The sequence below is a fragment of the Actinomadura syzygii genome (genome assembly GCF_008085905.1).
In the GTDB taxonomy this organism is placed as follows: domain Bacteria; phylum Actinomycetota; class Actinomycetes; order Streptosporangiales; family Streptosporangiaceae; genus Spirillospora; species Spirillospora syzygii.
Genome location: NZ_VSFF01000012.1, coordinates 48,594 through 67,111 on the forward strand (window position 1 = coordinate 48,594; position 18,518 = coordinate 67,111).

The 18,518-nt window shown below is 69.6% G+C and carries 21 protein-coding genes and 1 pseudogene; 16 read left to right on the top strand and 6 right to left on the bottom strand.

Annotated features, from left to right (window positions below; genetic code table 11):
• Nucleotides 1-358 precede the first annotated feature (358 nt).
• Entirely contained in the window at nucleotides 359-2,134 is a 1,776-nt protein-coding gene (locus tag FXF65_RS30480; RefSeq protein ID WP_187412573.1) for a CocE/NonD family hydrolase, read from the top strand.
• A gap of 71 nt (nucleotides 2,135-2,205) precedes the next feature.
• Here FXF65_RS30480 and FXF65_RS30485 read toward each other — a convergent pair whose 3' ends face one another.
• Complete coding sequence (locus FXF65_RS30485; protein WP_187412574.1) at nucleotides 2,206-2,910, bottom strand: hypothetical protein; 705 nt, start codon at nucleotides 2,908-2,910, stop codon at nucleotides 2,206-2,208.
• 168 nt (nucleotides 2,911-3,078) lie between these two features.
• On the opposite strand from FXF65_RS30485, the gene FXF65_RS30490 reads away from it, so the two are divergent.
• The 13 genes and pseudogenes from FXF65_RS30490 to FXF65_RS30550 all read left to right on the top strand — a co-directional run bounded on the left by FXF65_RS30490 (nucleotide 3,079) and on the right by FXF65_RS30550 (nucleotide 13,375).
• Nucleotides 3,079-3,681: a TetR/AcrR family transcriptional regulator gene (locus tag FXF65_RS30490; protein WP_148353517.1), complete on the top strand. Its 603-nt coding sequence runs from the start codon at nucleotides 3,079-3,081 to the stop codon at nucleotides 3,679-3,681.
• 138 nt (nucleotides 3,682-3,819) lie between these two features.
• Nucleotides 3,820-4,515, top strand: a complete 696-nt coding sequence (locus FXF65_RS30495) for a Crp/Fnr family transcriptional regulator (RefSeq protein WP_148353518.1) — start codon at nucleotides 3,820-3,822, stop codon at nucleotides 4,513-4,515.
• Nucleotides 4,512-4,982, top strand: coding sequence for a hypothetical protein (locus tag FXF65_RS30500; protein WP_148353519.1), 471 nt, complete (start codon nucleotides 4,512-4,514; stop codon nucleotides 4,980-4,982). The genes FXF65_RS30495 and FXF65_RS30500 overlap by 4 nt, the downstream gene beginning before the upstream one ends.
• Nucleotides 4,957-5,394 (top strand): Crp/Fnr family transcriptional regulator, encoded by a 438-nt coding sequence (locus tag FXF65_RS30505; RefSeq protein WP_148353520.1) that lies wholly within the window; start codon nucleotides 4,957-4,959, stop codon nucleotides 5,392-5,394. The genes FXF65_RS30500 and FXF65_RS30505 overlap by 26 nt, the downstream gene beginning before the upstream one ends.
• Nucleotides 5,395-5,777: 383 nt before the next feature.
• Nucleotides 5,778-5,942 (top strand): annotated as a pseudogene (locus FXF65_RS46300) (sigma factor); the annotation flags it as partial.
• Nucleotides 5,943-6,153: 211 nt separating this feature from the next.
• On the top strand, nucleotides 6,154-6,651 hold the full coding sequence (locus tag FXF65_RS45500; protein WP_246199229.1) for a sigma-70 family RNA polymerase sigma factor family protein: 498 nt from the start codon (nucleotides 6,154-6,156) through the stop codon (nucleotides 6,649-6,651).
• A 70-nt stretch (nucleotides 6,652-6,721) separates the two neighbouring features.
• The gene (locus FXF65_RS30515) at nucleotides 6,722-7,876 is read left to right on the top strand and encodes an NAD(P)/FAD-dependent oxidoreductase (RefSeq protein ID WP_148353521.1); all 1,155 of its coding nucleotides are present in this window, start codon (nucleotides 6,722-6,724) and stop codon (nucleotides 7,874-7,876) included.
• A 251-nt stretch (nucleotides 7,877-8,127) separates the two neighbouring features.
• Entirely contained in the window at nucleotides 8,128-9,339 is a 1,212-nt protein-coding gene (locus FXF65_RS30520; protein WP_148353522.1) for an FAD-dependent monooxygenase, read from the top strand.
• Nucleotides 9,336-9,587, top strand: coding sequence for a hypothetical protein (locus FXF65_RS30525; protein ID WP_148353523.1), 252 nt, complete (start codon nucleotides 9,336-9,338; stop codon nucleotides 9,585-9,587). The genes FXF65_RS30520 and FXF65_RS30525 overlap by 4 nt, the downstream gene beginning before the upstream one ends.
• Nucleotides 9,588-9,642: 55 nt before the next feature.
• Nucleotides 9,643-10,539, top strand: coding sequence for an intradiol ring-cleavage dioxygenase (locus FXF65_RS30530; RefSeq protein ID WP_148353524.1), 897 nt, complete (start codon nucleotides 9,643-9,645; stop codon nucleotides 10,537-10,539).
• On the top strand, nucleotides 10,536-10,964 hold the full coding sequence (locus FXF65_RS30535) for a fumarylacetoacetate hydrolase family protein (protein ID WP_281288968.1): 429 nt from the start codon (nucleotides 10,536-10,538) through the stop codon (nucleotides 10,962-10,964). Before FXF65_RS30530 ends, FXF65_RS30535 begins: the two co-directional genes overlap by 4 nt.
• A 724-nt stretch (nucleotides 10,965-11,688) precedes the next feature.
• Nucleotides 11,689-12,903: an MFS transporter gene (locus tag FXF65_RS30545; RefSeq protein ID WP_222868795.1), complete on the top strand. Its 1,215-nt coding sequence runs from the start codon at nucleotides 11,689-11,691 to the stop codon at nucleotides 12,901-12,903.
• Nucleotides 12,904-12,913: 10 nt separating this feature from the next.
• On the top strand, nucleotides 12,914-13,375 hold the full coding sequence (locus FXF65_RS30550) for a cupin domain-containing protein (RefSeq protein WP_148353525.1): 462 nt from the start codon (nucleotides 12,914-12,916) through the stop codon (nucleotides 13,373-13,375).
• Nucleotides 13,376-13,491: 116 nt separating this feature from the next.
• Here the strand turns inward: FXF65_RS30550 and FXF65_RS45505 are convergent, their stop codons facing one another.
• Together FXF65_RS45505 and FXF65_RS30560 are read right to left on the bottom strand one after the other, a co-directional pair.
• Nucleotides 13,492-13,713 carry a carboxymuconolactone decarboxylase family protein gene (locus FXF65_RS45505; protein WP_246199231.1) on the bottom strand — a complete coding sequence of 74 codons (222 nt, stop codon included), beginning with the start codon at nucleotides 13,711-13,713 and terminating at the stop codon, nucleotides 13,492-13,494.
• Between the two features lie 34 nt (nucleotides 13,714-13,747).
• Nucleotides 13,748-14,356 (bottom strand): helix-turn-helix domain-containing protein, encoded by a 609-nt coding sequence (locus FXF65_RS30560; RefSeq protein ID WP_148353526.1) that lies wholly within the window; start codon nucleotides 14,354-14,356, stop codon nucleotides 13,748-13,750.
• 182 nt (nucleotides 14,357-14,538) lie between these two features.
• On the opposite strand from FXF65_RS30560, the gene FXF65_RS30565 reads away from it, so the two are divergent.
• A complete protein-coding gene (locus FXF65_RS30565; RefSeq protein ID WP_222868796.1) occupies nucleotides 14,539-15,291 on the top strand; it encodes an MBL fold metallo-hydrolase in 753 nt (250 codons plus the stop codon).
• Between the two features lie 79 nt (nucleotides 15,292-15,370).
• On the opposite strand, the gene FXF65_RS30570 is transcribed toward FXF65_RS30565, so the two are convergent.
• Together FXF65_RS30570 and FXF65_RS30575 are read right to left on the bottom strand one after the other, a co-directional pair.
• Nucleotides 15,371-15,697 carry a hypothetical protein gene (locus FXF65_RS30570; RefSeq protein ID WP_148353528.1) on the bottom strand — a complete coding sequence of 109 codons (327 nt, stop codon included), beginning with the start codon at nucleotides 15,695-15,697 and terminating at the stop codon, nucleotides 15,371-15,373.
• Nucleotides 15,698-15,958: 261 nt separating this feature from the next.
• A complete protein-coding gene (locus tag FXF65_RS30575) occupies nucleotides 15,959-17,212 on the bottom strand; it encodes a DUF4407 domain-containing protein (RefSeq protein WP_187412576.1) in 1,254 nt (417 codons plus the stop codon).
• A 19-nt stretch (nucleotides 17,213-17,231) separates the two neighbouring features.
• Between FXF65_RS30575 and FXF65_RS44030 the strand changes: the two genes are divergently transcribed.
• Entirely contained in the window at nucleotides 17,232-17,498 is a 267-nt protein-coding gene (locus tag FXF65_RS44030; RefSeq protein ID WP_222868797.1) for a hypothetical protein, read from the top strand.
• A gap of 76 nt (nucleotides 17,499-17,574) precedes the next feature.
• Here the strand turns inward: FXF65_RS44030 and FXF65_RS30580 are convergent, their stop codons facing one another.
• The gene (locus FXF65_RS30580; RefSeq protein ID WP_148353530.1) at nucleotides 17,575-18,516 is read right to left on the bottom strand and encodes a response regulator; all 942 of its coding nucleotides are present in this window, start codon (nucleotides 18,514-18,516) and stop codon (nucleotides 17,575-17,577) included.
• Between the last annotated feature and the right edge of the window lie 2 nt (nucleotides 18,517-18,518).

Consider the following 18,518-nt stretch of genomic DNA (forward strand, 5'->3'; position numbering starts at 1 on the left):
CGGCCGACCGTCCGGAACACACCAACAAACCTGGGCAATCTTCGCGAACACCCCGTTCGTCGCGGGCGGTGGTCCGTTCGGCGGAGGGCCCCGTGCTGCTCGCCGCGGCAGGCCCGTGACTCGCCGCAACGCCGCGGCCGACCTCCTGACCAGCCAACATGATCATGCGATGCTCCGGCCGACGACGTCGAGCGGTCGAAGGGCGAGCAGGAGGCCCCCGGAAGGCCGACGACCGGCCCACCGGCCTCGACCGGGAAGGGAAGCGGCGATGCGAGCGAAGCGGCGAATGACCTGGGCGGGCGGACGAAGGCGGAGCTGGCGTCTGTCTCTCGGGGCCGCGGTCTTCGTGCTGGGCGGGATGGCGGTCGCCCCGGGCGCCAGCGCGGCCGGGAAAGGGGCGGCGGCGGACCAGTGCGAGTTCACGGTCCAGAAGGACGTGCCGACCACCATGCGCGACGGGACCGTCCTGCGCTCCAACGTGTTCACCCCGAAGGGCGACGGGGATTTCCCCGTCATCCTGATGCGGCTGCCCTACAACAAGGAGGGCGCCGAGAACATCTTCTACGCCAACCCCGACCGCTACGCCTCCGCCTGCTACCTCGTCGTGGTCCAGGACGTCCGCGGCCAGTACAAGTCGGACGGCGAGTTCTACACCTACAAGTACGAGGCCGAGGACGGCTACGACACCATCGAATGGTCCGCGAAACTGCCGCACTCCAACGGCAAGGTCGGCATGTACGGGTTCTCGTATCCGGGGCTCACTCAATGGCTTCCGGCGACCCTCACGCCACCGCACCTGGTCACGATCGTCCCGGCGTTCACGTCGTCCGACATCTACGACGGCTGGACCTATGAGGGCGGCGCGCTGTACCAGTCGTTCACCGAGGACTGGCCGCTGAGCTTCCTCGCCAGGGGCGCCATCCAGCGCCTCCCCGACTATCCGAAGCTGTCGGCGGAGATGAGCCAGGCGTCGCGGGCGCTGTTCGCCAAGTGGTACTGGCATATGCCGCTGAACGAATTCCCGCCGCTCTACCCGAAGGACAAGCGCGTCGCGCGCTACTTCTACGACTGGGTCGACCACCCGAGCTTCGACTCGTACTGGAAGCGGTGGAGCATCCGCGAGAAGTACCCGAAGGTCACCGTCCCGGCCCTGAACTACGGCGGCTGGTCGGACATCTTCCTGAACGGGACGGTCGAGAATTTCGCCGGAATGCAGGCCCGCGGCGGTTCGGCCACCGCCAGGAACGGCACGAAACTGCTCGTCGGGCCGTGGACGCACGGAAGCTCCGGCCGAAGGGTCGGCGCGCTCGACTACGGCCCGGAAGCGGTCGTGTCGATCGACGAGGTTCAGTTCCGCTGGTTCGACCATTGGCTGAAGGGCGTCGACAACGGCGTGGACAAGGACCCCGCCGTGAAGATATTCGTGATGGGCGCCAACAAGTGGCGCACCGCCGACTCATGGCCGATCCCCGGCACCGCGTTCACCGAGTACTACCTGCACAGCAACGGCGACGCGAACACCGTGACCGGCGGCGGCACGCTCAGCACCGCCGCGCCGACCACCGAGACGGCCGACCAGTACCGCTACGACCCGGAGAACCCGGTGCCGAGCTTCGGCGGACGGTTCCAGAGCTCGGTGCCCGGCGGCCCGCAGGACCAGCGGCTCATCGAGCAGCGGCCGGACGTCCTCGTCTACAACACGCCGCGGCTGGCGAAGGACACCGAGGTCACCGGCCCGATCTCGGTGACGCTGTACGCCTCGTCCTCGGCGCGCGACACCGACTGGACGGCGAAGATCACCGACGTCGGACCGGACGGCACCTCGATGCTCGTCCGGGACGGGATCCAGCGGGCCCGCTACCGGGTCTCCCTCGAACGCCCGTCGCTGATCCGTCCCGGAAAGGTCTACAAGTACACGATCAAGCTGTGGCCGACCAGCAACGTCTTCCAGGCGGGCCACCGCCTCCGGCTGGAGATCTCCAGCAGCAACTTCCCGATGTACGACCGCAACCCGAACACGGGGGGGCAGTTCGGCAACGACGACCGGACGAAGCCCGCCGCCCAGACGATCTACCACGACGCCGAGCACCCGTCCTCGATCACCCTGCCGATCATCCCGACCCCCATCGACTGACCGGCCGAAGCGTTCGCGACTGAGAGGTGCCCGGGCGGAAACGCCCGGGCACCTTCGTTCCTCCGCCGATTTCAGCCGAGGTGCGTGGCCACCCGCTGCCCGGACCGGACGGCGGACGCCCGCGGCGCCGTGGTCGTGCTCCGTGCGCTCCGGAGGATGCCGACGCTCACGGCCAGCGTCCAGACGCTCCAGAGCGCGCCCATGCTGGCCGTGGTGCCCCAGCCCTGCGCGCTGTAGAAGTCGGCCGCGTCGTCGCCGAAGTACACCGCCGGGACGAACGCCAGGTTGATCGCGGCGACGACGAACGCCGACCGCCCCACCCACGCGGGCAGCAGCCTGAGCCGCAGGACCGTGATCCCGAAGGCGATCAGGAACAGCGCCATGAGCAGCCGCGAGATCCCGCCCTGCATCAGGTACTGCGCCGCCGCGAACGGGCCCTCCGTCGTGGTGTCGATGTCGTGGTCGACGGAGATGGCCGCCCCGACCTCCATGGATTGCGGGACGAACACCATGGCGACCCAGAGCAGCCCCGCCATCTGGACGATCGATCCCAGCCAGTCGTGCGCCGGGCTGACCTTCACGATGAGCTGCCGGAGCCCGATGAAGTAGACGACGTACAGGGTGCAGCCGGTGATGCCGATCAGGCTGCGGGTGAGGATGTTCCAGTCCGGCGGCGCCCCGGAGTACAGGAAGTAGAGCGGCACCTGGACGATGATGAACAGGCTTGCGACCACGCCGAACAGGCCGGCGTACCTGCGGGTTGATGCCTCGCTCACGGCGAGCCTCCTTCACGGGCCCCTCCGGGACCCGGTCGGCCGGACCGGTGCCGAACAGCGCACGGCCCTAGAACGGGACGAGACGTCTCGTCTTGTTTCGCCTCGACGATAGGAAGCCGCCACCCCACTGTCAAGACGCTCCGTCTCGTCTCGTATAGGATTCCGGGCATGAACATGCCGAACGAGCAGCGGCGCAGCGAGCGCTCGCGCCAGGCGATCCTGGCCGCGGCGCTCGACCTCTGCCGCGAGCGCGGCCTCGCGCGGACGACGGTCGAGGAGATCGCCAAGCGGGCCGGGGTCGGCAAGCAGACGATCTACCGCTGGTGGGGGTCCAAGGCGGCCGTCGTCCAGGAGGCGCTCAACGAGCGCGTGAACGCCACGACCGACTTCCCGGACACCGGCGACCTGCGCGCCGACCTGCGCGCCCAGATGGTCGTGGTCGCGGAGGCGTTCGCCAGCGCGGACTTCGCGCCGTACGTCAGCCTCATCGCGGCCGCGCAGGAGGACCCCGAGATCGCCGCGTCCCTCCGGAAGGTCATGCTCGAGCCGCGCGTCCGGGCCTGCGCGGAGCGGCTGCGGCGAGGCCAGGAGCAGAGGCAGTTGCGCGAGGACGTCGACGTGGACGTCGTCGTCGAGATGCTGTACGCGCCCCTGTACTACCGCCTGCTGCTACGCACCCGTCCGGTCACGCCCGAGCAGGTGACGGAGATCATCGCAATGGCCTTCGAAGGGCTGGCACCGCCCGGTCGCGACGGGACGCCCGGCCGCTAGCCGGCGGTGCCATGGCCTGTGACTAAGGGGCCGAGGCCACACCGAAGATGAGGTCCCGCGCCGGAAGCATCCGGTCTTCGGCCATCTTCTTGGCGTGATGTCTTGCGCTTCGCTAGAGGTAATAATACCTTTAGACGCATGGCAGCGGATCGGTACAGGCCAGGGGAACCCTTCTTCACCGACGAGCAGCTCGCCATCTTGAAGAAGGAGGGTCAGATCCTCCAGCGCCCTCCGAAGCACCTGTTCTTCAAGGAGGGCGAGTGGACGAACTTCGTGCTCGTCCCTCTCAAAGGGCACCTGAAGGTGACGAAGGGCGCGCCCGAGCGCCTCATCGGGATCCGCAAGGGCCTGCAGCCCGTCGGCGAGTCCTCGGCCCGGTACGGCTCGCCGCGGTCGGCCAACGTCTGGTCGATCCGCGACGTCGAGGTCCTGCACCTGTCGGCCAACCAGTGGAACGACTTCGTCGACGAGAACCCGCGGGTCCTCGACGCCCTCATCTACATGCTGACCAGCCGCCTGGGGGAGGCCGACACCCGGCTGACCCACAGCGAGCTCGCCGCCGAGCCGCGGCTCGCCCTGGCGCTCCAGGAGCTCATCGAGAGCGGCCTCGGCGACGAGATCGCCACCGGTGTGCTGCTGGAACTCGACCACGAGGAGCTGGCGCAGGTCTCCGGCCTGTCCGTGGAGTCGGTGAAGAAGATCATGAAGATCTTCCGGGACGGCAACCTCGTCCGCACCGGGCGGCGCCGGGTGATCATCCAGGACGTCCCGTTCCTCCGCAGGATCGCCACCGGCGACCGGACCGCCTCCGCTCGAAGGGACACGGCGGAATGACCCACGACAACGGCTCTCCCGCCGGGCTGCTGGAGCACCCCCTGCTCAGACGGCTCGCCGCCATGGACCTCGACCCCGACGACTTCGTCATCTTCGGCAGCGGCCCGCTCCTCGCGCACGGCCTGCGCCGCGGCGTCAGCGACCTCGACATCGTGGCCCGCAACCACGTCTGGGACTACGCCTACGTCCGCGGCGTGCACGGCCGCGGCCGGTACAGCGGCGACATGATCGTCTCGCTGTGGGGCGGACGGCTCCAGTTCTCCCGGCAGTGGATCCCCGGCGCGCGCGGGGCCGACGAGCTCATCGACGACGCCGACGTGTTCGGGGGCCTCCGGTTCGCCCCGCTGCGGGACGTCCTGGCCTACAAGCTGCGCTTGCGACGGCCGAAGGACCTTCTCGACATCTCCACCCTGAGCGGACGGCTGCGGGAGGAGGCCGGCTATGGCCCGCGTGCCAGCAGCCAGTGACCGGCTCGTGGGCGTCCTGCCCGACTTCCTCTCCATGTTCTCCGCGGCCGAGCGCGCCGACCTGCTGCGGCGCGGGCTGCGCCGGATCTGGCCCGCGCGGACGACGCTGTTCAGGCAGGACGAGGACGACACCACGGTGGTGATCGTTCTGTCGGGCGAAGTGGAGGTCGGATCCGGCGCCGACGACCGGCCGCCCCAGATCTCAGGCCCCGGCTCCCTGCTGGGTGCCGTCTCGGCGCTCGGTCGCCGACCTCGCTCGGCGACCGCCGTCGCGACGACGTCCGTCCAAGGGGCGGTGCTACCCGTGGAGGAATTTGAGGGCTTCCTGCTGAGCCATCGCAGCGACACCGCGTTCCAGTTCCTGCGGATCCTCTGCGAGCGGTTCGCTCGCGTGGATGTGCAGCCGCCTTAGCCCATGAACGCCGAGGGCGGCCCCTTGGGTTCAGCAAGAGGCCGCCGTAACGGCTACTCCCGTCCATCCCGTGCGACAGAATGTCTAGGAGTCCACCCATGAGCGTACAACGAACACCCATCGAAGACACCCGTCCAGTCGGTGACTGGAGATGAGCCTGCAGGTGACCGGGAGCAACCCGCCTCCGGCTCGAGCTGTCCGGCGTGTTCATTCCGATGCGCGTCCTGCTCCATACGTCCGTCGTCCTCGCCTCCGTCCCGGCGGCCTGGCCGTCCCCGTCATGCTCCGCCCCTAGCGCCACGAGGCACCGCACCGACCGGCCCGGAGGACGGCCGTCCCTAGAATCGGCGGTCGATCGCCGAGCCGGGGGAAGGGGACCGCGGATGGAGTCGACCGGGGCGTTGGCGGAGTCCGACTGGGAGGCGCATCGTCCCGCGGTCTTCGGCGCGGCCTACCGGATCCTCGGGACGGTGGCCGAGGCCGAGGACGTGACGCAGGAGGTCTGGCTGCGGGCGGCCGCCGCCGACCTGTCCGAGGTGCGGGACCTGCGGGCCTGGCTGGTGACCCTGGCCGCCCGGACGTCCTTCAACGTGCTGAAGTCGGCCCGCGTCCGGCGCGAGTCCTACGTCGGCCCCTGGCTGCCCGAACCGCTGCTGACCGGCCCGGACGCGGCCGCTCAGGTGATCATGGACGAGGCGGTGAGCACCGCGATGCTCGTGGTCATGGAGACCCTCAGCCCCGCCGAACGCGTCGCGCTGGTTGCTCCACGACGTCTTCGGCCTCCCGTTCGGGCGGATCGCCGAGGTGCTCGGCGGCACGCCCGCCGCCGGCCGCAAGCTCGCCTCCCGCGCCCGGGCGCGGGTCGCCGCGGTCGCGGAGCGGCCACGGGCCGGCCGTGCCGAGACCGAACGCGTGCTCAGGGCGTTCAAGGCGGCCGCCGACGCGGGGGACCTGGCCGCCCTCGTCGAACTGCTGCACCCCGAGGCGGTGTACGTCGCCGACGGCGGCGGCGAGGCGACCGCGGCGCTCGCGCCGGTCCGGGGCGCGGACCGGATCGCCCTGCTGGCGATCAGGCAGGTCGAGATCAGGCGTCCCGACGCGTTCCGGATCGTCGAGGCCAACGGGTACCCGGCCCTCGCGACATACCGCGCGGGCACGTTGGTCTGGCTCGACACCGTGGAGGTCGCCGACGGGCGGATCACGGTGTTCAGGAGACTGGTCAATCCCAAGAAGCTCGGCCGTATCGGTCACGTTTGAGTCCGCTGTCTTGACTCCCTGCCGATTCCCTCCGATCCGCGGAGGGCGAGGCTGGGAGAGGACGACCACGATGGCGCACGTTGTGATCATCGGAGGCGGTTTCGCGGGCGTGTGGAGCGCGGCGGGAGCGGCGCTGGCACGCGGGGACGCGGACCTGCGCGTCACGCTCGTCGCGCCGGGCGAGCACCTGGTGCTTCGTCCGCGCCTGTACGAGCCGGAGCCCGACCTGGCCAAGGTGGAGCTGAGCGGGATCCTCGACCCGATCGGCGTCGAGCACCTGCGGGCCACGGTGAGCACGATCGACGCCGAGCGCCGCACGGTGGTGGCCGACGGCGCGGAGATCGGCTACGACCGACTGGTGCTGGCGGCGGGCAGCAGGCTCGTCCGGCCCCGGAACCTGCCCGGGGCCGACCGCCTCTTCGACATCGACACGCTGGACGGCGCCCGGCGGCTCACCGGCTTCCTGCACGGCCGGAGGGACTGCTCAGTCGTGGTCGTGGGCGCCGGATTCACCGGCCTGGAGATCGCGACCGCCCTTGCGGCCCGCGGCAGGGTCCTGCTGGTGGATCGGTCCGAGACGGTCGGGAGCCGGTTGGGTCCGGGCCCGCGCGAGGAGATCGAGTCGGCACTGGACGAACTCGGCGTCGAACGCCGCCTCGCGACGACGGTGACGGAGGTCGGCGACGGATACGCCGTCCTGAGCGACGGCACCAAAGTTGAGGCGGACGCGGTGGTGTGGTCGGTCGGGATGAGGGCGAGCGAACTCACCGCGCAGATCTCGGACGAGCTCGACCACCTCGGGCGGGTTCCGGTCGACCGGTGGCTGCGCGCCCGGCCCGGGGTGTTCGCCGCCGGGGACGCGGCCAGCGCGGCGTTCGACGACGAGCACACGGTCCTGCAAGCGTGCCAGCACGCCACCCCGCTCGGGAAGGTGGCCGGATACAACGCGGCGGCCGACCTGCTCGGCGTCCCGCCGCGCGACTTCACCCCCGGCCCCTACGTCACCTGCCTGGACCTGGGCGCCGCGGGCGGCGTCTTCACCCGCGGTTGGGACCGCAGGGTGATGGCGTCGGGCGCCGAGGGCGCGGACATCAAGAGGAGGATCAACCAGGCGATCCACCCGCCGGTCGACGACGCGTCCGCGATCCTCGCCGCCGCCGACCGCGTCCACATCGAACTGCCCTTCTTCCCCCGCGACGACGAGGCGGCCTCGCTCGCCGGGTGAACGTCCGACCCCGTGGCCGCGGCGGCCCGCCGCGCCCACGGGCCGGGCGAAGAGGACGTCCAAGAAGCGAGAACCCAGGGTCTCCCCCGTTCACGGGTACGGGGCATGCGGGGAAGCTACCTCCCCCTCGGCCTCGGGTGGGCGACAGCCCAACAAGCATGTCCATCAGATGAACACACTGATGGCGTGCGAGGGGCGGGAGGGAATCATCGCGGTACCGGGTTGGCCGAGGAGTGCGGGAGCGTGAGCGGATGATCGACGCAGGGGCCGAAGGCCCGCGGATCGCGATCGTGGGAGGGGGCATCGGGGGCCTCGCGGCCGGTGCGTTCCTGCGTCGCGAAGGGATCTCGGCCACGGTCTACGAGCAGGCGTCGCAGCTCAGGGAGGTGGGAGCGGGCCTGGTCGTCGCCCCGAACACGGCCCGGCTGCTGCGGCGGCTCGGTGTGCTCGCCGCCCTCGCCGCCCGCGCCGTCCGGCTCGACGTCGGCTGGGAGTTCCGGCGGTGGCGCGACGGCGCCGTGCTGTCCGCCGAGGACCTGGCCTCGGCATGCGAGCGGCTGTACGGGGAGCACACCTATACCGCGCACCGCGCCGACCTGCTGGAAGCCCTGCGGTCGGCCGTTCCCGACGGCGGCGTCCGGCTCGGCAGCCGGTGCGTCGACCTGACCGTCCGGGGCGACGGGCGGCCGGTGCTGCGCTTCGCCGACGGCGAGACCGTCGAGCCCGACGTCGTGATCGGGGCGGACGGGATCCACTCGGTCGTGCGGGGCGCGATCACCGAGTCGGCGTCCGCGACCTACTCGGGCCTCTGCGCGTTCCGCGCGCTCGTCCCGTCCGAACACGCCCCGGACTTCGCTCGCCGCGCCGCCCAGACCCTGTGGATCGGACCCGGCCACCACCTGGTCCACTACCCCGTCTCCGCCGGGCGTTCCGTGAACCTCGTCGCGTTCGCGCCCGCGCGGGACGACGCCGTCGAGTCCTGGACCGCGACGGCGACGGTGGAGGAGTTCCTGGCCGAGTTCGAGGGCTGGGACCCGAGGCTCACCGCACTTATCCGCGCGGCCGGGACCCCAGGCCGCTGGGCCCTCCTCGACCGGGCGCCGCTGCGGCGCTGGAGCGAGGGCGCCGTGACCCTCCTCGGGGACGCGGCCCACCCGATGTTCCCCTTCTTCGCGCAGGGCGCCGCCCAGGCCGTCGAGGACGCCGCCGTCCTCGCCCGCTGCCTGGCCGATGACCTCGACGATCCGCCCCGTGCCCTGCGGCGCTACGAGCGGCTGCGGATCCCGCGCACAAGTCGGCTGCAGGATGCGAGCCACACCAGGTCGCTCGTGAACCACCTGCCGGACGGACCGGACCAGCAAGCCCGGGACAGGTCCTTCGCCGAAGCCGACCCGCTGGTGGCCAACGGCTGGATCTATGCCTACGACCCCGACGACGCCCTGCTCAACACGGCGGACGCATGAACGCGCCCGACCCCTCCTGGCGGATGCGCTTCGAGCACGAGACCCTTCCGCAGCGGGTCCGGTTCGCCTCCGGCGAGGCCGCGGCGGCGCTCGCCGAGGAGGTCGCTGCGGTCGGCGCGTCCCAGGCGATGGTCATCGCCGCGGCGCTCCGACCTCGTTGCGCGACCTCGGCGTGCCCGAGGACGGCATCCCGGCCGCCGTCCAGGCCGTGCTGCACGTCCTTCCCGCGGGGAACCCGCGAACCGTGACCGCCGACGACCTCACCGCCCTGCTTCGGGCGGCCTGGATAGGAGCAGAGCCCCGATGACCCACGATCACAGCGCGCCCGACATCGCCGCCGAGCGGGCACGCCGCGAACAGGACCTCCTCGAACGAGTGCTGCGCTCGTTCGACGACTGCGCCGACCCACGGCTCAAAGAACTGATGCGGGCGCTGGTGCGGCATCTGCATGCCTTTCTCCGCGAGGTCCGGCTCAGCGAGGAGGAGTGGCGGAAGGGCGTCGAGTTCCTCACCCGGGTCGGCCACATCACCGACGACGTGCGGCAGGAGTTCATCCTGCTCTCGGACGTCCTCGGTGCGTCCATGCAGATGATCACGATGAACAACCCGGCCCACGGCGACGCCACCGAGGCGACCGTGCTCGGACCGTTCTTCGTCGACGGCGCGCCCCGGATCGAACTCGGCGGCGACGTCTCCGGAGGCGCGCCGGGCGAACCGTGCTGGGTGGAGGGAACCGTCCGCGACACCGCGGGCGCCGCCGTCCCCGGTGCCAGGGTCGAGGTGTGGGAGGCCGACGCCGACGGCTTCTACGACGTGCAGTACGACGACGACCGCACCATGGGACGCGCCCACCTGTTCACCGGCCCGGACGGGGAGTACCGGTTCTGGGCGAACACGCCGACCCCGTACCCGATCCCGCACGACGGCCCGGTGGGCGCGCTGCTCGCCGCCGTCGGCCGCTCTCCCATGCGTGCCTCCCACCTGCACTTCCTGGTGAAGGTGGACGGGTACCGGACGCTGGTCACCCACATCTTCGTACGAGGCGACGACCTCCTGGAATCCGACACCGTCTTCGGCGTGCGGGACTCACTCGTCAAGGACTTCGAAAGCCGCCCCGCCGACACACCGACCCCCGACGGCCGCGCGATCAACGGCCTCTGGTCGAAGGCCCGATTCGAAATCGTCCTCGCCCCCGTTTGATCCGCCGGGCCGTCCTGCTCACCTCGCTGGCGCGCGGCCCAGAGCGCCGCCAGCGTCCGAGACAGGGCGAGTCGCTCGGACCCGCGGTGGTGACGGCCGACGAGGTCGGCGATTTCGGCGCACTGCGGCTCACTACCGCGGTCAACGGCGAGACCGTGCAGGACGCCCCGCTCTCCGACCTCGCCGTGGAGGTGCCCCACCTCATCGAGCGGTTCAGCTGGCACTTCGCCTTCCGGCCGGGCGATGTGATCAGCACGGGCACGCCCGCCAGGGTGGCCGCCGGGCGACGTCCGCCCGTCCACCTGCGGCGCGGCGACGTCGTCACGGTCGCCGTCGCGGAGATCGGAGAACTCACGAACACCGTGGCGGGGCACCATTCGGATGAAAGGCGTATTCGGGTGGAAGAGAGAAGAGATGCCGACTGATCGTCTACGGAGCGGGAGGGCGGAGCGATGCGGAGCCCGGTGGTGAGCGAGGGTCCGGCGAGCACCGAGGCCGAAGCGCTGCGCGAGGCCGAAGCGCTGCGCGAGGTCGAGCGTCGCGTCCTGTGGCTGTCCAGCGCGATCGTCCACCATGCCAACCAGGTGCGGCCCAACCCGTCCGGGCTCAAGGTCGGCGGCCACCAGGCGTCCTCGGCGTCGCTGGTGTCGATCATGACCGCGCTGTGGTTCAGGCACCTGCGGCCCGAGGACCGGGTGTCGGTGAAGCCGCACGCGTCGCCGGTGCTGCACGCGATCAACCACCTGCTCGGCCGTCTCGACGCCTCCTACCTGCCCCGGCTGCGGGAGTTCGGCGGGCTGCAGAGTTATCCGAGCCGGGCGAAGGATCCCGATCCCGTCGACTACTCGACCGGGTCGGTGGGCATCGGCGCCACGGCGCCGATCTGGGGCGCGATCTCCCGCCGGTACGTCGACACGGCGTTCGGCGGGACGGGCGCCGGGCGGCAGTACTCGCTGGTCGGCGACGCCGTCGGGATCGCTCGCGGACGTCTACCGCCACCACGGCATCGACACCGACGGCATCGTCCGATCCGCACTGGACCTCGCCGACTGAGCACGTTGACGGCGAAAAGCCGCCAGAGCTTCGCGGGTGATGACTGTTGGGTGGGACGCACTTCCAGTGCGCTCCCCAACCAACAGGGTGGAACCGATGTCGATGGTCGACACCGCGCCGTCGTCCCGCTCGTCGATGACGGGCTGGGCGGCGGTGCTCACGGTGACGATGGGAATCTTCTCGATCGTCACCACCGAGATCCTGCCGATCGGGCTGCTGACGTCCATCGGCTCCGGCTTCGCCGTCTCCGACGGGACGGCCGGGCTGACGATGGCCTTGCCCGGGTACCTGGCGGCGGTCGCGGCTCCCACGGTCACCGTCGCCACGGCGCGGATCGACCGGCGGCTGATGCTGTGCGCCTGCATGTTCCTGCTGGCGTCGGCGAACTTCATCGCGGCCGCCGCGCCGGGCTACTGGGCGATGCTCGTCTCGCGCGTTCTGGTCGGGATCGTCATCGGCGGCTTCTGGTCGATCGGCGCGGGACTGGCGAACCGGCTGGTGCCCGAGGGCTCGACGCGCCGGGCTACCGCGCTGATCTTCTCGGCCGTCCCGCTGGGCTCGGTACTCGGCGTGCCGCTCGGGACCCTGATCGGGGACATGGCGGGGTGGCGGGCCAGCTTCGCGGTGATGGGCGTGCTGTCCACGGCGGTGCTCGTCGCGCTCGCCGTGCTGGTTCCGCCGCTGCCCGCCGAGCACGTCACCCGGCTCGCCGTGCTGCGCGACATGACCCGGAACGTCGGCACCCGGTTCGCGCTGCTGGTGACCTTTCTGATCGTCCTGGCGCATTTCGGCGCCTACACCTATGTGACGCCCTTCCTTGAGCGGGTCACGCACGTGTCATCAGGACTGATCACGGTGTTTCTGCTGGCTTACGGCGTCGCCGGAATCCTCGGCAATTTCCTGTGCGGTACGGCTGGCGCCCGCTACCCGTACGCGGCCTTCGGCCTCGCCGGGGGGCTCATCGCCTTCGCCACGCTGATGTTCCCCCTTCTGGGGCGATGGGACGCGGGCGCCGTCGCGTTGCTGATCGTGTGGGGCGTGGGCTACGGCGCCGTTCCGGTCTGTTCGCAGACTCTGTTCGTCAGGGCGGCCCCGCACGCGCCGGAGGCCGCGTCCGTGCTGTTCACGGCGTCCTTCCAGGCGACGCTCTCCACCGGTGCCCTGGTCGGGGGCATCGTGGTGGACCGCACGTCCCCGTCAACGATCATGTTCCTCGCCGGGATCGCGGCCAGCGTCATGACGATGACCGTGCTATCTCGCTCGGGTTCCGGACTGGCCCGACCACGTAGCCGACCGAGGCCCGTTGGGTAAGGGTGGGATCGTGACGGACGAGACGCGGGTACGGGGAACGGCGGCCTGGCACGGGCGCATCGAGCACGTTCGCGGCGCCGACTTGGGCGCCGACACCGCTCAGACCTCGGGAATGCGCAGGTACGAGGCGATCTCGGAGAAGAGCGTGGGCTCGGAGCGGCTTTGGATGGGCCGCACGCACGTCGGGCCCGCGACCAACTCGGGCGACCACCACCACGGCGAGGCCGAGACGGCGATCTACATCGTCTCCGGACATCCCGTGTTCGTCTTCGCCGACGGCGACGATGAGGTCCGGGTGGAGACGGGGCCGGGCGACTACATCTTCGTCCCGCCGTACCTCCCGCACCGGGAGGAGAACCCTTCCCCTGACGAGGAGGCCGTCGTGGTGATCGCCCGCAGCACCCAGGAGGGCATCGTCGTCAACCTGCCCAGCCTTTGGGCAAAGGTCGAGCGCCCCGCCGACGACGCATGACGACCGCTCCAACGCTCACCGAGCTCTGTCAGCCGTGGACGGGGTACCGGCTGGTGGTCGCGACACGGTTGAAGGCGTTCATCACCGTCGTCAGCCAGACGACCGCCGAGACCTGCTCAGGGGAGAGGACCGTCGCGGGTGTGCATGCGCAGACAGAACGCGCAGTCGTTGATCTGGGAGGTGCGGATCCTCACCAGTTCGAGCAGGTGGGTGCGGGCGAGGTCGGTCCGGACCATCGCCATGCGCCTGAACGGCTCGCCGTGCGCGGCGCGCAGATCCTCCAGCCGGTCGGGCCGCCGGGAGGTGGCGACGACACAGTCGACTTGGTCAGGTGCCACCGCCTCGGTGGACCTCGTAAGAACCGGCGGCCGATCAGGCTCTGCGCGAGATGACCATGATGTATTCGCAGGGAGCATTCGTTCTGTTGGCGAAGCCGTGGTCCGCGTCGGCTTGGAAGAACAGGGAGTCGCCTGTGTTCAGGGTCTCGCTGATTCCGCCGATCGCGACGTCGAGGGTGCCTTCGAGCACCACGAGTTGTTTCTCCGTCCCCGGCGGGTAGGCGGGCAGGAGCCCGGTGGAGACCTGCGCGGGAAGGTAGTGGACGACCATGTCGGCTCCTCCCGCGCCAGGGGCCGCCGACACGATGTGCCGCTCGAAGCCGGTCTCCGGGTCACGGAAAACAGGGCGATCGTTCTTGCGCATGACGACGGCCACACCAGACGCGGCGGCGGCCGGTGCGCCGATCAGGTCCGAGAGCGACGTGTCGAGCGCGTGGGCGATCCTGGACGCGACGCCGATCGTCGGGCTTTTCTCACCGCGTTCGACCTTGGACAGCATCGCCCTGCTGACCGACGACCGCGTGGACAGCTGCTCCAGCGTCAGGCCCGCCTCCTCACGGCGTCGCCGCACGTTGCCGCCGAACGCGCCGGCCAGGTCGTCACCGTGCTGCGGGTCGGCCGCGTTTCCGTCTAGCTGGACCACCGTGCTCCTTGATCGATGGGTGCCTCGCTGCGCACAGCGTAGTAGCTTCTCCTAAAGAAGAATGTATCTTCCATTGAAGATGGCGCGCGATGTGCGCCCCACATGACGGAGGTTCCATGCGTTTGATCTCGAGTGGACGGCACCATGCCAGGTTTGAGTTCGGCGATCTGCAGGTGGTCTCCTTGCGAGACGGGTACATCGACATGCCGCCGACACGGCTCCGCGACGAGGACGGGTGCGCGCTCGACGAATTGCCGACCGCTGTCCCGCTCGTGGGCGACAACTTGCGGCTGTCGGTCAACGCTTTCTTCGTCACCGACGGCACGCGGTCGGTTCTCATCGACACCGGCGCGTCCAACGCCTGGCACGACCCCACCATGGGTTTGATCTACGACGCGCTTGACGAGGCGGGAATCGACCGTGCGCGCGTCACCGATGTGGCCATCACCCACAAGCACGAAGACCACGTGAGCGGTCTGATCGCGCCGGACGGCCCAGAGGCGTTCACCGAACTCGAACGCGTGTGGATCGGCGCGGGCGACGCCTCGGTGTTCACGGGGCGGCTGGAGCCGATCCGCGACCGGGTCGTACCCGTGCCGGAGAAGGTCGCGATCAACGACTGGACCACCGCCGTCCCGACACCGGGCCACACACCCGGTCACACCGTCTTCGAGGTCAGGAGCGGTACCGGCTGCCTTCTCGCCTGGGGCGACACCGTTCACGTTCCCACGCTTCAATTCGATCGGCCGAACGTGGCCTGGGAGTTCGACGGCGACCAGTCCCAGGCCCGCGCCGCGCGAGCGGTACTCCTCGAACAACTGACCCGACCGCACCATTTCGTAGCCGGCGCCCACCTCGACTCACCCGGCATCGCGCGCGTAACCGCGTCCGGCGACGGTTACGCGCTGGAGTACCTCGCCCCACCGATCGGCTGATCAAGCCCCTCCGGTAGGCGTCCAGGCGGGCCGCTGACCGCGACCGTGGGCGTGCGCGCCCACGGTCGCCGGCCCACCGTCATCCCCTGGTTTCGTATGTGACGAAGATGTTCTGGTGGATGCTGCAGGTCACGCTCGAGACGGCTCCGACCGCCACCCACGGCCCATAGCAATCGAGGTCGCCGAGGAACGGGACGTACTGCCGTATCCACACCCGGTGTTCTCCGGTGCCGCCGGTGCACCGGCTCTCCGCGGTGCGGGCGTCACTTTTGAGGGTGGTGGAGCAGCCGGTCGGGCTGGCAAAGGCGCTGGACGCGGTGCCCATCAGTGCCGTCGCGGCGGCAACACCGGCGAGCGAGATCGCCGCCGTCCGTCTGCCGATCCGCGATACGCGTGTGCCCTTCATGGTTTCGTCCCTTCAGGTAGCGGTGGTCTGCGCCGCCCGCGCTTCCCGGTGACCGCTGGGTCACGACCACCAACCGCGAGCGACAACCCGGGATTCGCTTCCGAAGGATCGCTGGATGACCGATCAATGAGATTTCTGATCGGCGCGGCCGCACGACCCGCGACCCGCGACCCGCGGCACGTGGCGGCGTCGCCGTGGCTGAACGCGGATGTCCAAGTCCCCCCGGAGGCCGCTGAGCGCGCCGGGACTGCGCCGTTCCTCTTATGCTCCGTGCTTTTTGCGGCGGGCGTTCAGGTCGCTGACCGTCGCCTGTTTGCCGGTGGCGCGGCGTTGCTGCGCTTCGTACTGCTGCCTCAGTTTGAGGCGCAGCATCTTCTCCTCGGCGCGCTGGCGCAGCCGGGTCAGCGCCTGCCGATGCAGATACGCCAGGATCGTCCGCTGCGTTTGCATCTGCTCCTTGAGCGCGGTGGCCGGATCCGGAGGTCCGCCGCCCGGGCCTCCGCCGGGGGTGTCGTCGCCCAGGTTCTCCCAGAAGCTGCGTATGCGGTCGCGCAGGTTCTCATCGCGTACGCGTTGGTCGTGTACTTCCGCCTTGTGAGACAGCTTGTAGATGATCGGTGAGAGGTCGATCGCCAGAAGCAGGAGAGCCAGCATGACGCGGAAGAACAGGACGACCCCGCTCGACTTGGTCAGCGACCAGAATGCCTCCTCCTTGGCGAGCAGGCCCTTCACCGCTCCCGTGTCGGAGACGACCTTGGTCTTACGCCGGTCACGTTCGGCGTTGAGCCGGTCGATCTCTGGTTGGTTCTTCTCTTCGGCCTTCACGACGGCGTCGTGTGCCTGTTTCTTCTGCTGGCGCAGCGCGTCCAACGAGTTCTTGGCCTCGGTGAACAGCGGGCCCGCACCTGCCAGACCGCAGCTGCCCTGCAACTGGCAGTTGGCCTGCCGCTCGCGCGCGGCGTAGTCGTCGGCCACCTTTCCCTCGTACTTCTTCGCTTTGTCGATCTCCCTCTGGAACGGCTGGACGCGGCCCTTGTACTCGCGGTCCAGCCGTTCTTGAGCAGTTGTGATCTGCGCGCCGTGGTCGTTGTCGAGTTGCTGGCCTATGAGATCCTGGAAAATGTAGGTCAGTACGATCTCCGAGACCAGGAGGGACGCCACGACCGCGATTGCGATGCGCGGTCCGATCACCCCCCAGCCATGGCCGGGCGGATCCTTTTTCACCTCTAAGGTGGTCTCGGACGGCAGTTTCACCTCACCGAGAGGCGCTTTCACCGTCTTGGCGGATTTCTTCGTTACGAAGCGCACGTTCCGGTAGTTCGGGACGTAGCTGGTCACCGAGCGGTCGATGAAGAAGACGAAGCCGCCGAAGAAGAGCCCGACCGGCAGCATCGCGAGCATCGAACGATGCGTCGCCATGGCGGCGAGGGCGGTCGCGGAGCCGATCGCCAGCGCCGTGGTGAAGATCATGAGCATGCCCAGGTTCACGAACCTGATCTGCTCGTTGGGATTCATGTACTCCCAGCGACCTCCGGTGAGCGCGATGACGCGCCTGCTCAGCCATCGACCGGTCGAGGCGTCGCGCCGTGCCTGGTGGCGCCTGCCGGACGTCCCGCGCTTGGACGGCGTGCCGGGCTTCTTCGAGGGAGACCCGCCGGGCTTCTTCGAGGACGCGTTCCCGGATGATCCGGCACGTGCGGAGCCCCCGGAATTCTTCGGCCCCTTCGCTTTCGACTTGGGAGGTTTTCTTGGCGGAGGAGGTGAGGCAGACTCATCTTTCATGACCGGCCGCTTTCTCTGAAGATGGCCGAGCCTTGTGCACCGGCTCACCTTCGAGCCTCTCCGATTCCGGTCTTCCAGCGTTTCCTGGATTCGGGCTATTTCTCCGGGCAGTCTCCCGCGCACAGGCCGAGGCGGCGTGCCCAGAGCCGGGCCGCGGTCTGGGCCTTCAACTCCGCCCGGTCCTCCGGCTCGCCCGGCAACGTGAGGCGGAGTTGGCTGACCTTGCGCAACTCCGCGGGGTCGTAGCGCGCGGCCTCATCCGCGAACACGGGATGTCCGGTCTCACGGTGCAGCCATTCGACCACGGCGTAGTCGCGCTCGAACGCCGCCTTGAAGCTGGCCAGGAGCAGGCTGAGTTCGCGGCTGAAGTTGCTCTCGGTCTTGCCTATCAACTCGGCCATGTCGGCGTTGCTGGAGACGCCGCCGCAGGCCACCGCCCAGGCGACCCGGCGCTGTTCCAGGGTCAGCTTGCGTCCGCGCAGACCCACCGCGAGCGTGCGGAACAAACGTTGCAGTTCCTGCTGGTCCGCCTCGGGTGCTATTGGACCGCCATAATATTGGCACTCATAGCGGCGTAAGGTCTTTCGGTCCCAGGGGCTCAGGACCTTCTCTTTTCGGAACTCTTGAAGAAACGCCTCGGCGAGCTCCGCGGACATGTGCAGGAGCCCGTCGGCGACCCGCACGACGGCCCATTCCACCAGCTTGTCCGGGCGTGAGCTCGGGATGAAGCCGTTCGCCCCCGCGACCACGCACTCGAGCATCTGGAGGCGGGGCGCGGCATGTGAGAACAGCAGGACGTTCCAGCCCTTCGACTTCAAATGGGCCACGGCCCGGCTCCCGAACAACCTGCCGCGCCCGAGATGGATGTCGCACATCGCCACGCTCCGCGCGTCCGGCGCCGATGGAACGGCCTCCACCCGGTCGACCGGCAGCAGAACGCTACAGCCCCGCGGTTCCAGTAATGCGCGCAGGGCGTCCGAGTACAACTGGGAGAACCCGGGGTGGTCGTCGATGACGATGACATGCCTCTCGATCATCG

Coding starts and splice junctions, on each gene's coding strand:
- FXF65_RS30525 (WP_148353523.1), top strand. CDS start 9,336: ATGAACGCGCCCGACCCCTCCTGGCGGATGCGCTTCGAGCACGAGACC.
- FXF65_RS30480 (WP_187412573.1), top strand. CDS start 359: ATGGCGGTCGCCCCGGGCGCCAGCGCGGCCGGGAAAGGGGCGGCGGCG.
- FXF65_RS30505 (WP_148353520.1), top strand. CDS start 4,957: ATGGCCCGCGTGCCAGCAGCCAGTGACCGGCTCGTGGGCGTCCTGCCC.
- FXF65_RS30570 (WP_148353528.1), bottom strand. CDS start 15,697: ATGAAGGGCACACGCGTATCGCGGATCGGCAGACGGACGGCGGCGATC.
- FXF65_RS30500 (WP_148353519.1), top strand. CDS start 4,512: ATGACCCACGACAACGGCTCTCCCGCCGGGCTGCTGGAGCACCCCCTG.
- FXF65_RS30575 (WP_187412576.1), bottom strand. CDS start 17,212: ATGAATCCCAACGAGCAGATCAGGTTCGTGAACCTGGGCATGCTCATG.
- FXF65_RS30545 (WP_222868795.1), top strand. CDS start 11,689: ATGTCGATGGTCGACACCGCGCCGTCGTCCCGCTCGTCGATGACGGGC.
- FXF65_RS30495 (WP_148353518.1), top strand. CDS start 3,820: ATGGCAGCGGATCGGTACAGGCCAGGGGAACCCTTCTTCACCGACGAG.
- FXF65_RS30490 (WP_148353517.1), top strand. CDS start 3,079: ATGAACATGCCGAACGAGCAGCGGCGCAGCGAGCGCTCGCGCCAGGCG.
- FXF65_RS30515 (WP_148353521.1), top strand. CDS start 6,722: ATGGCGCACGTTGTGATCATCGGAGGCGGTTTCGCGGGCGTGTGGAGC.
- FXF65_RS30520 (WP_148353522.1), top strand. CDS start 8,128: ATGATCGACGCAGGGGCCGAAGGCCCGCGGATCGCGATCGTGGGAGGG.
- FXF65_RS30530 (WP_148353524.1), top strand. CDS start 9,643: ATGACCCACGATCACAGCGCGCCCGACATCGCCGCCGAGCGGGCACGC.
- FXF65_RS30580 (WP_148353530.1), bottom strand. CDS start 18,516: ATGATCGAGAGGCATGTCATCGTCATCGACGACCACCCCGGGTTCTCC.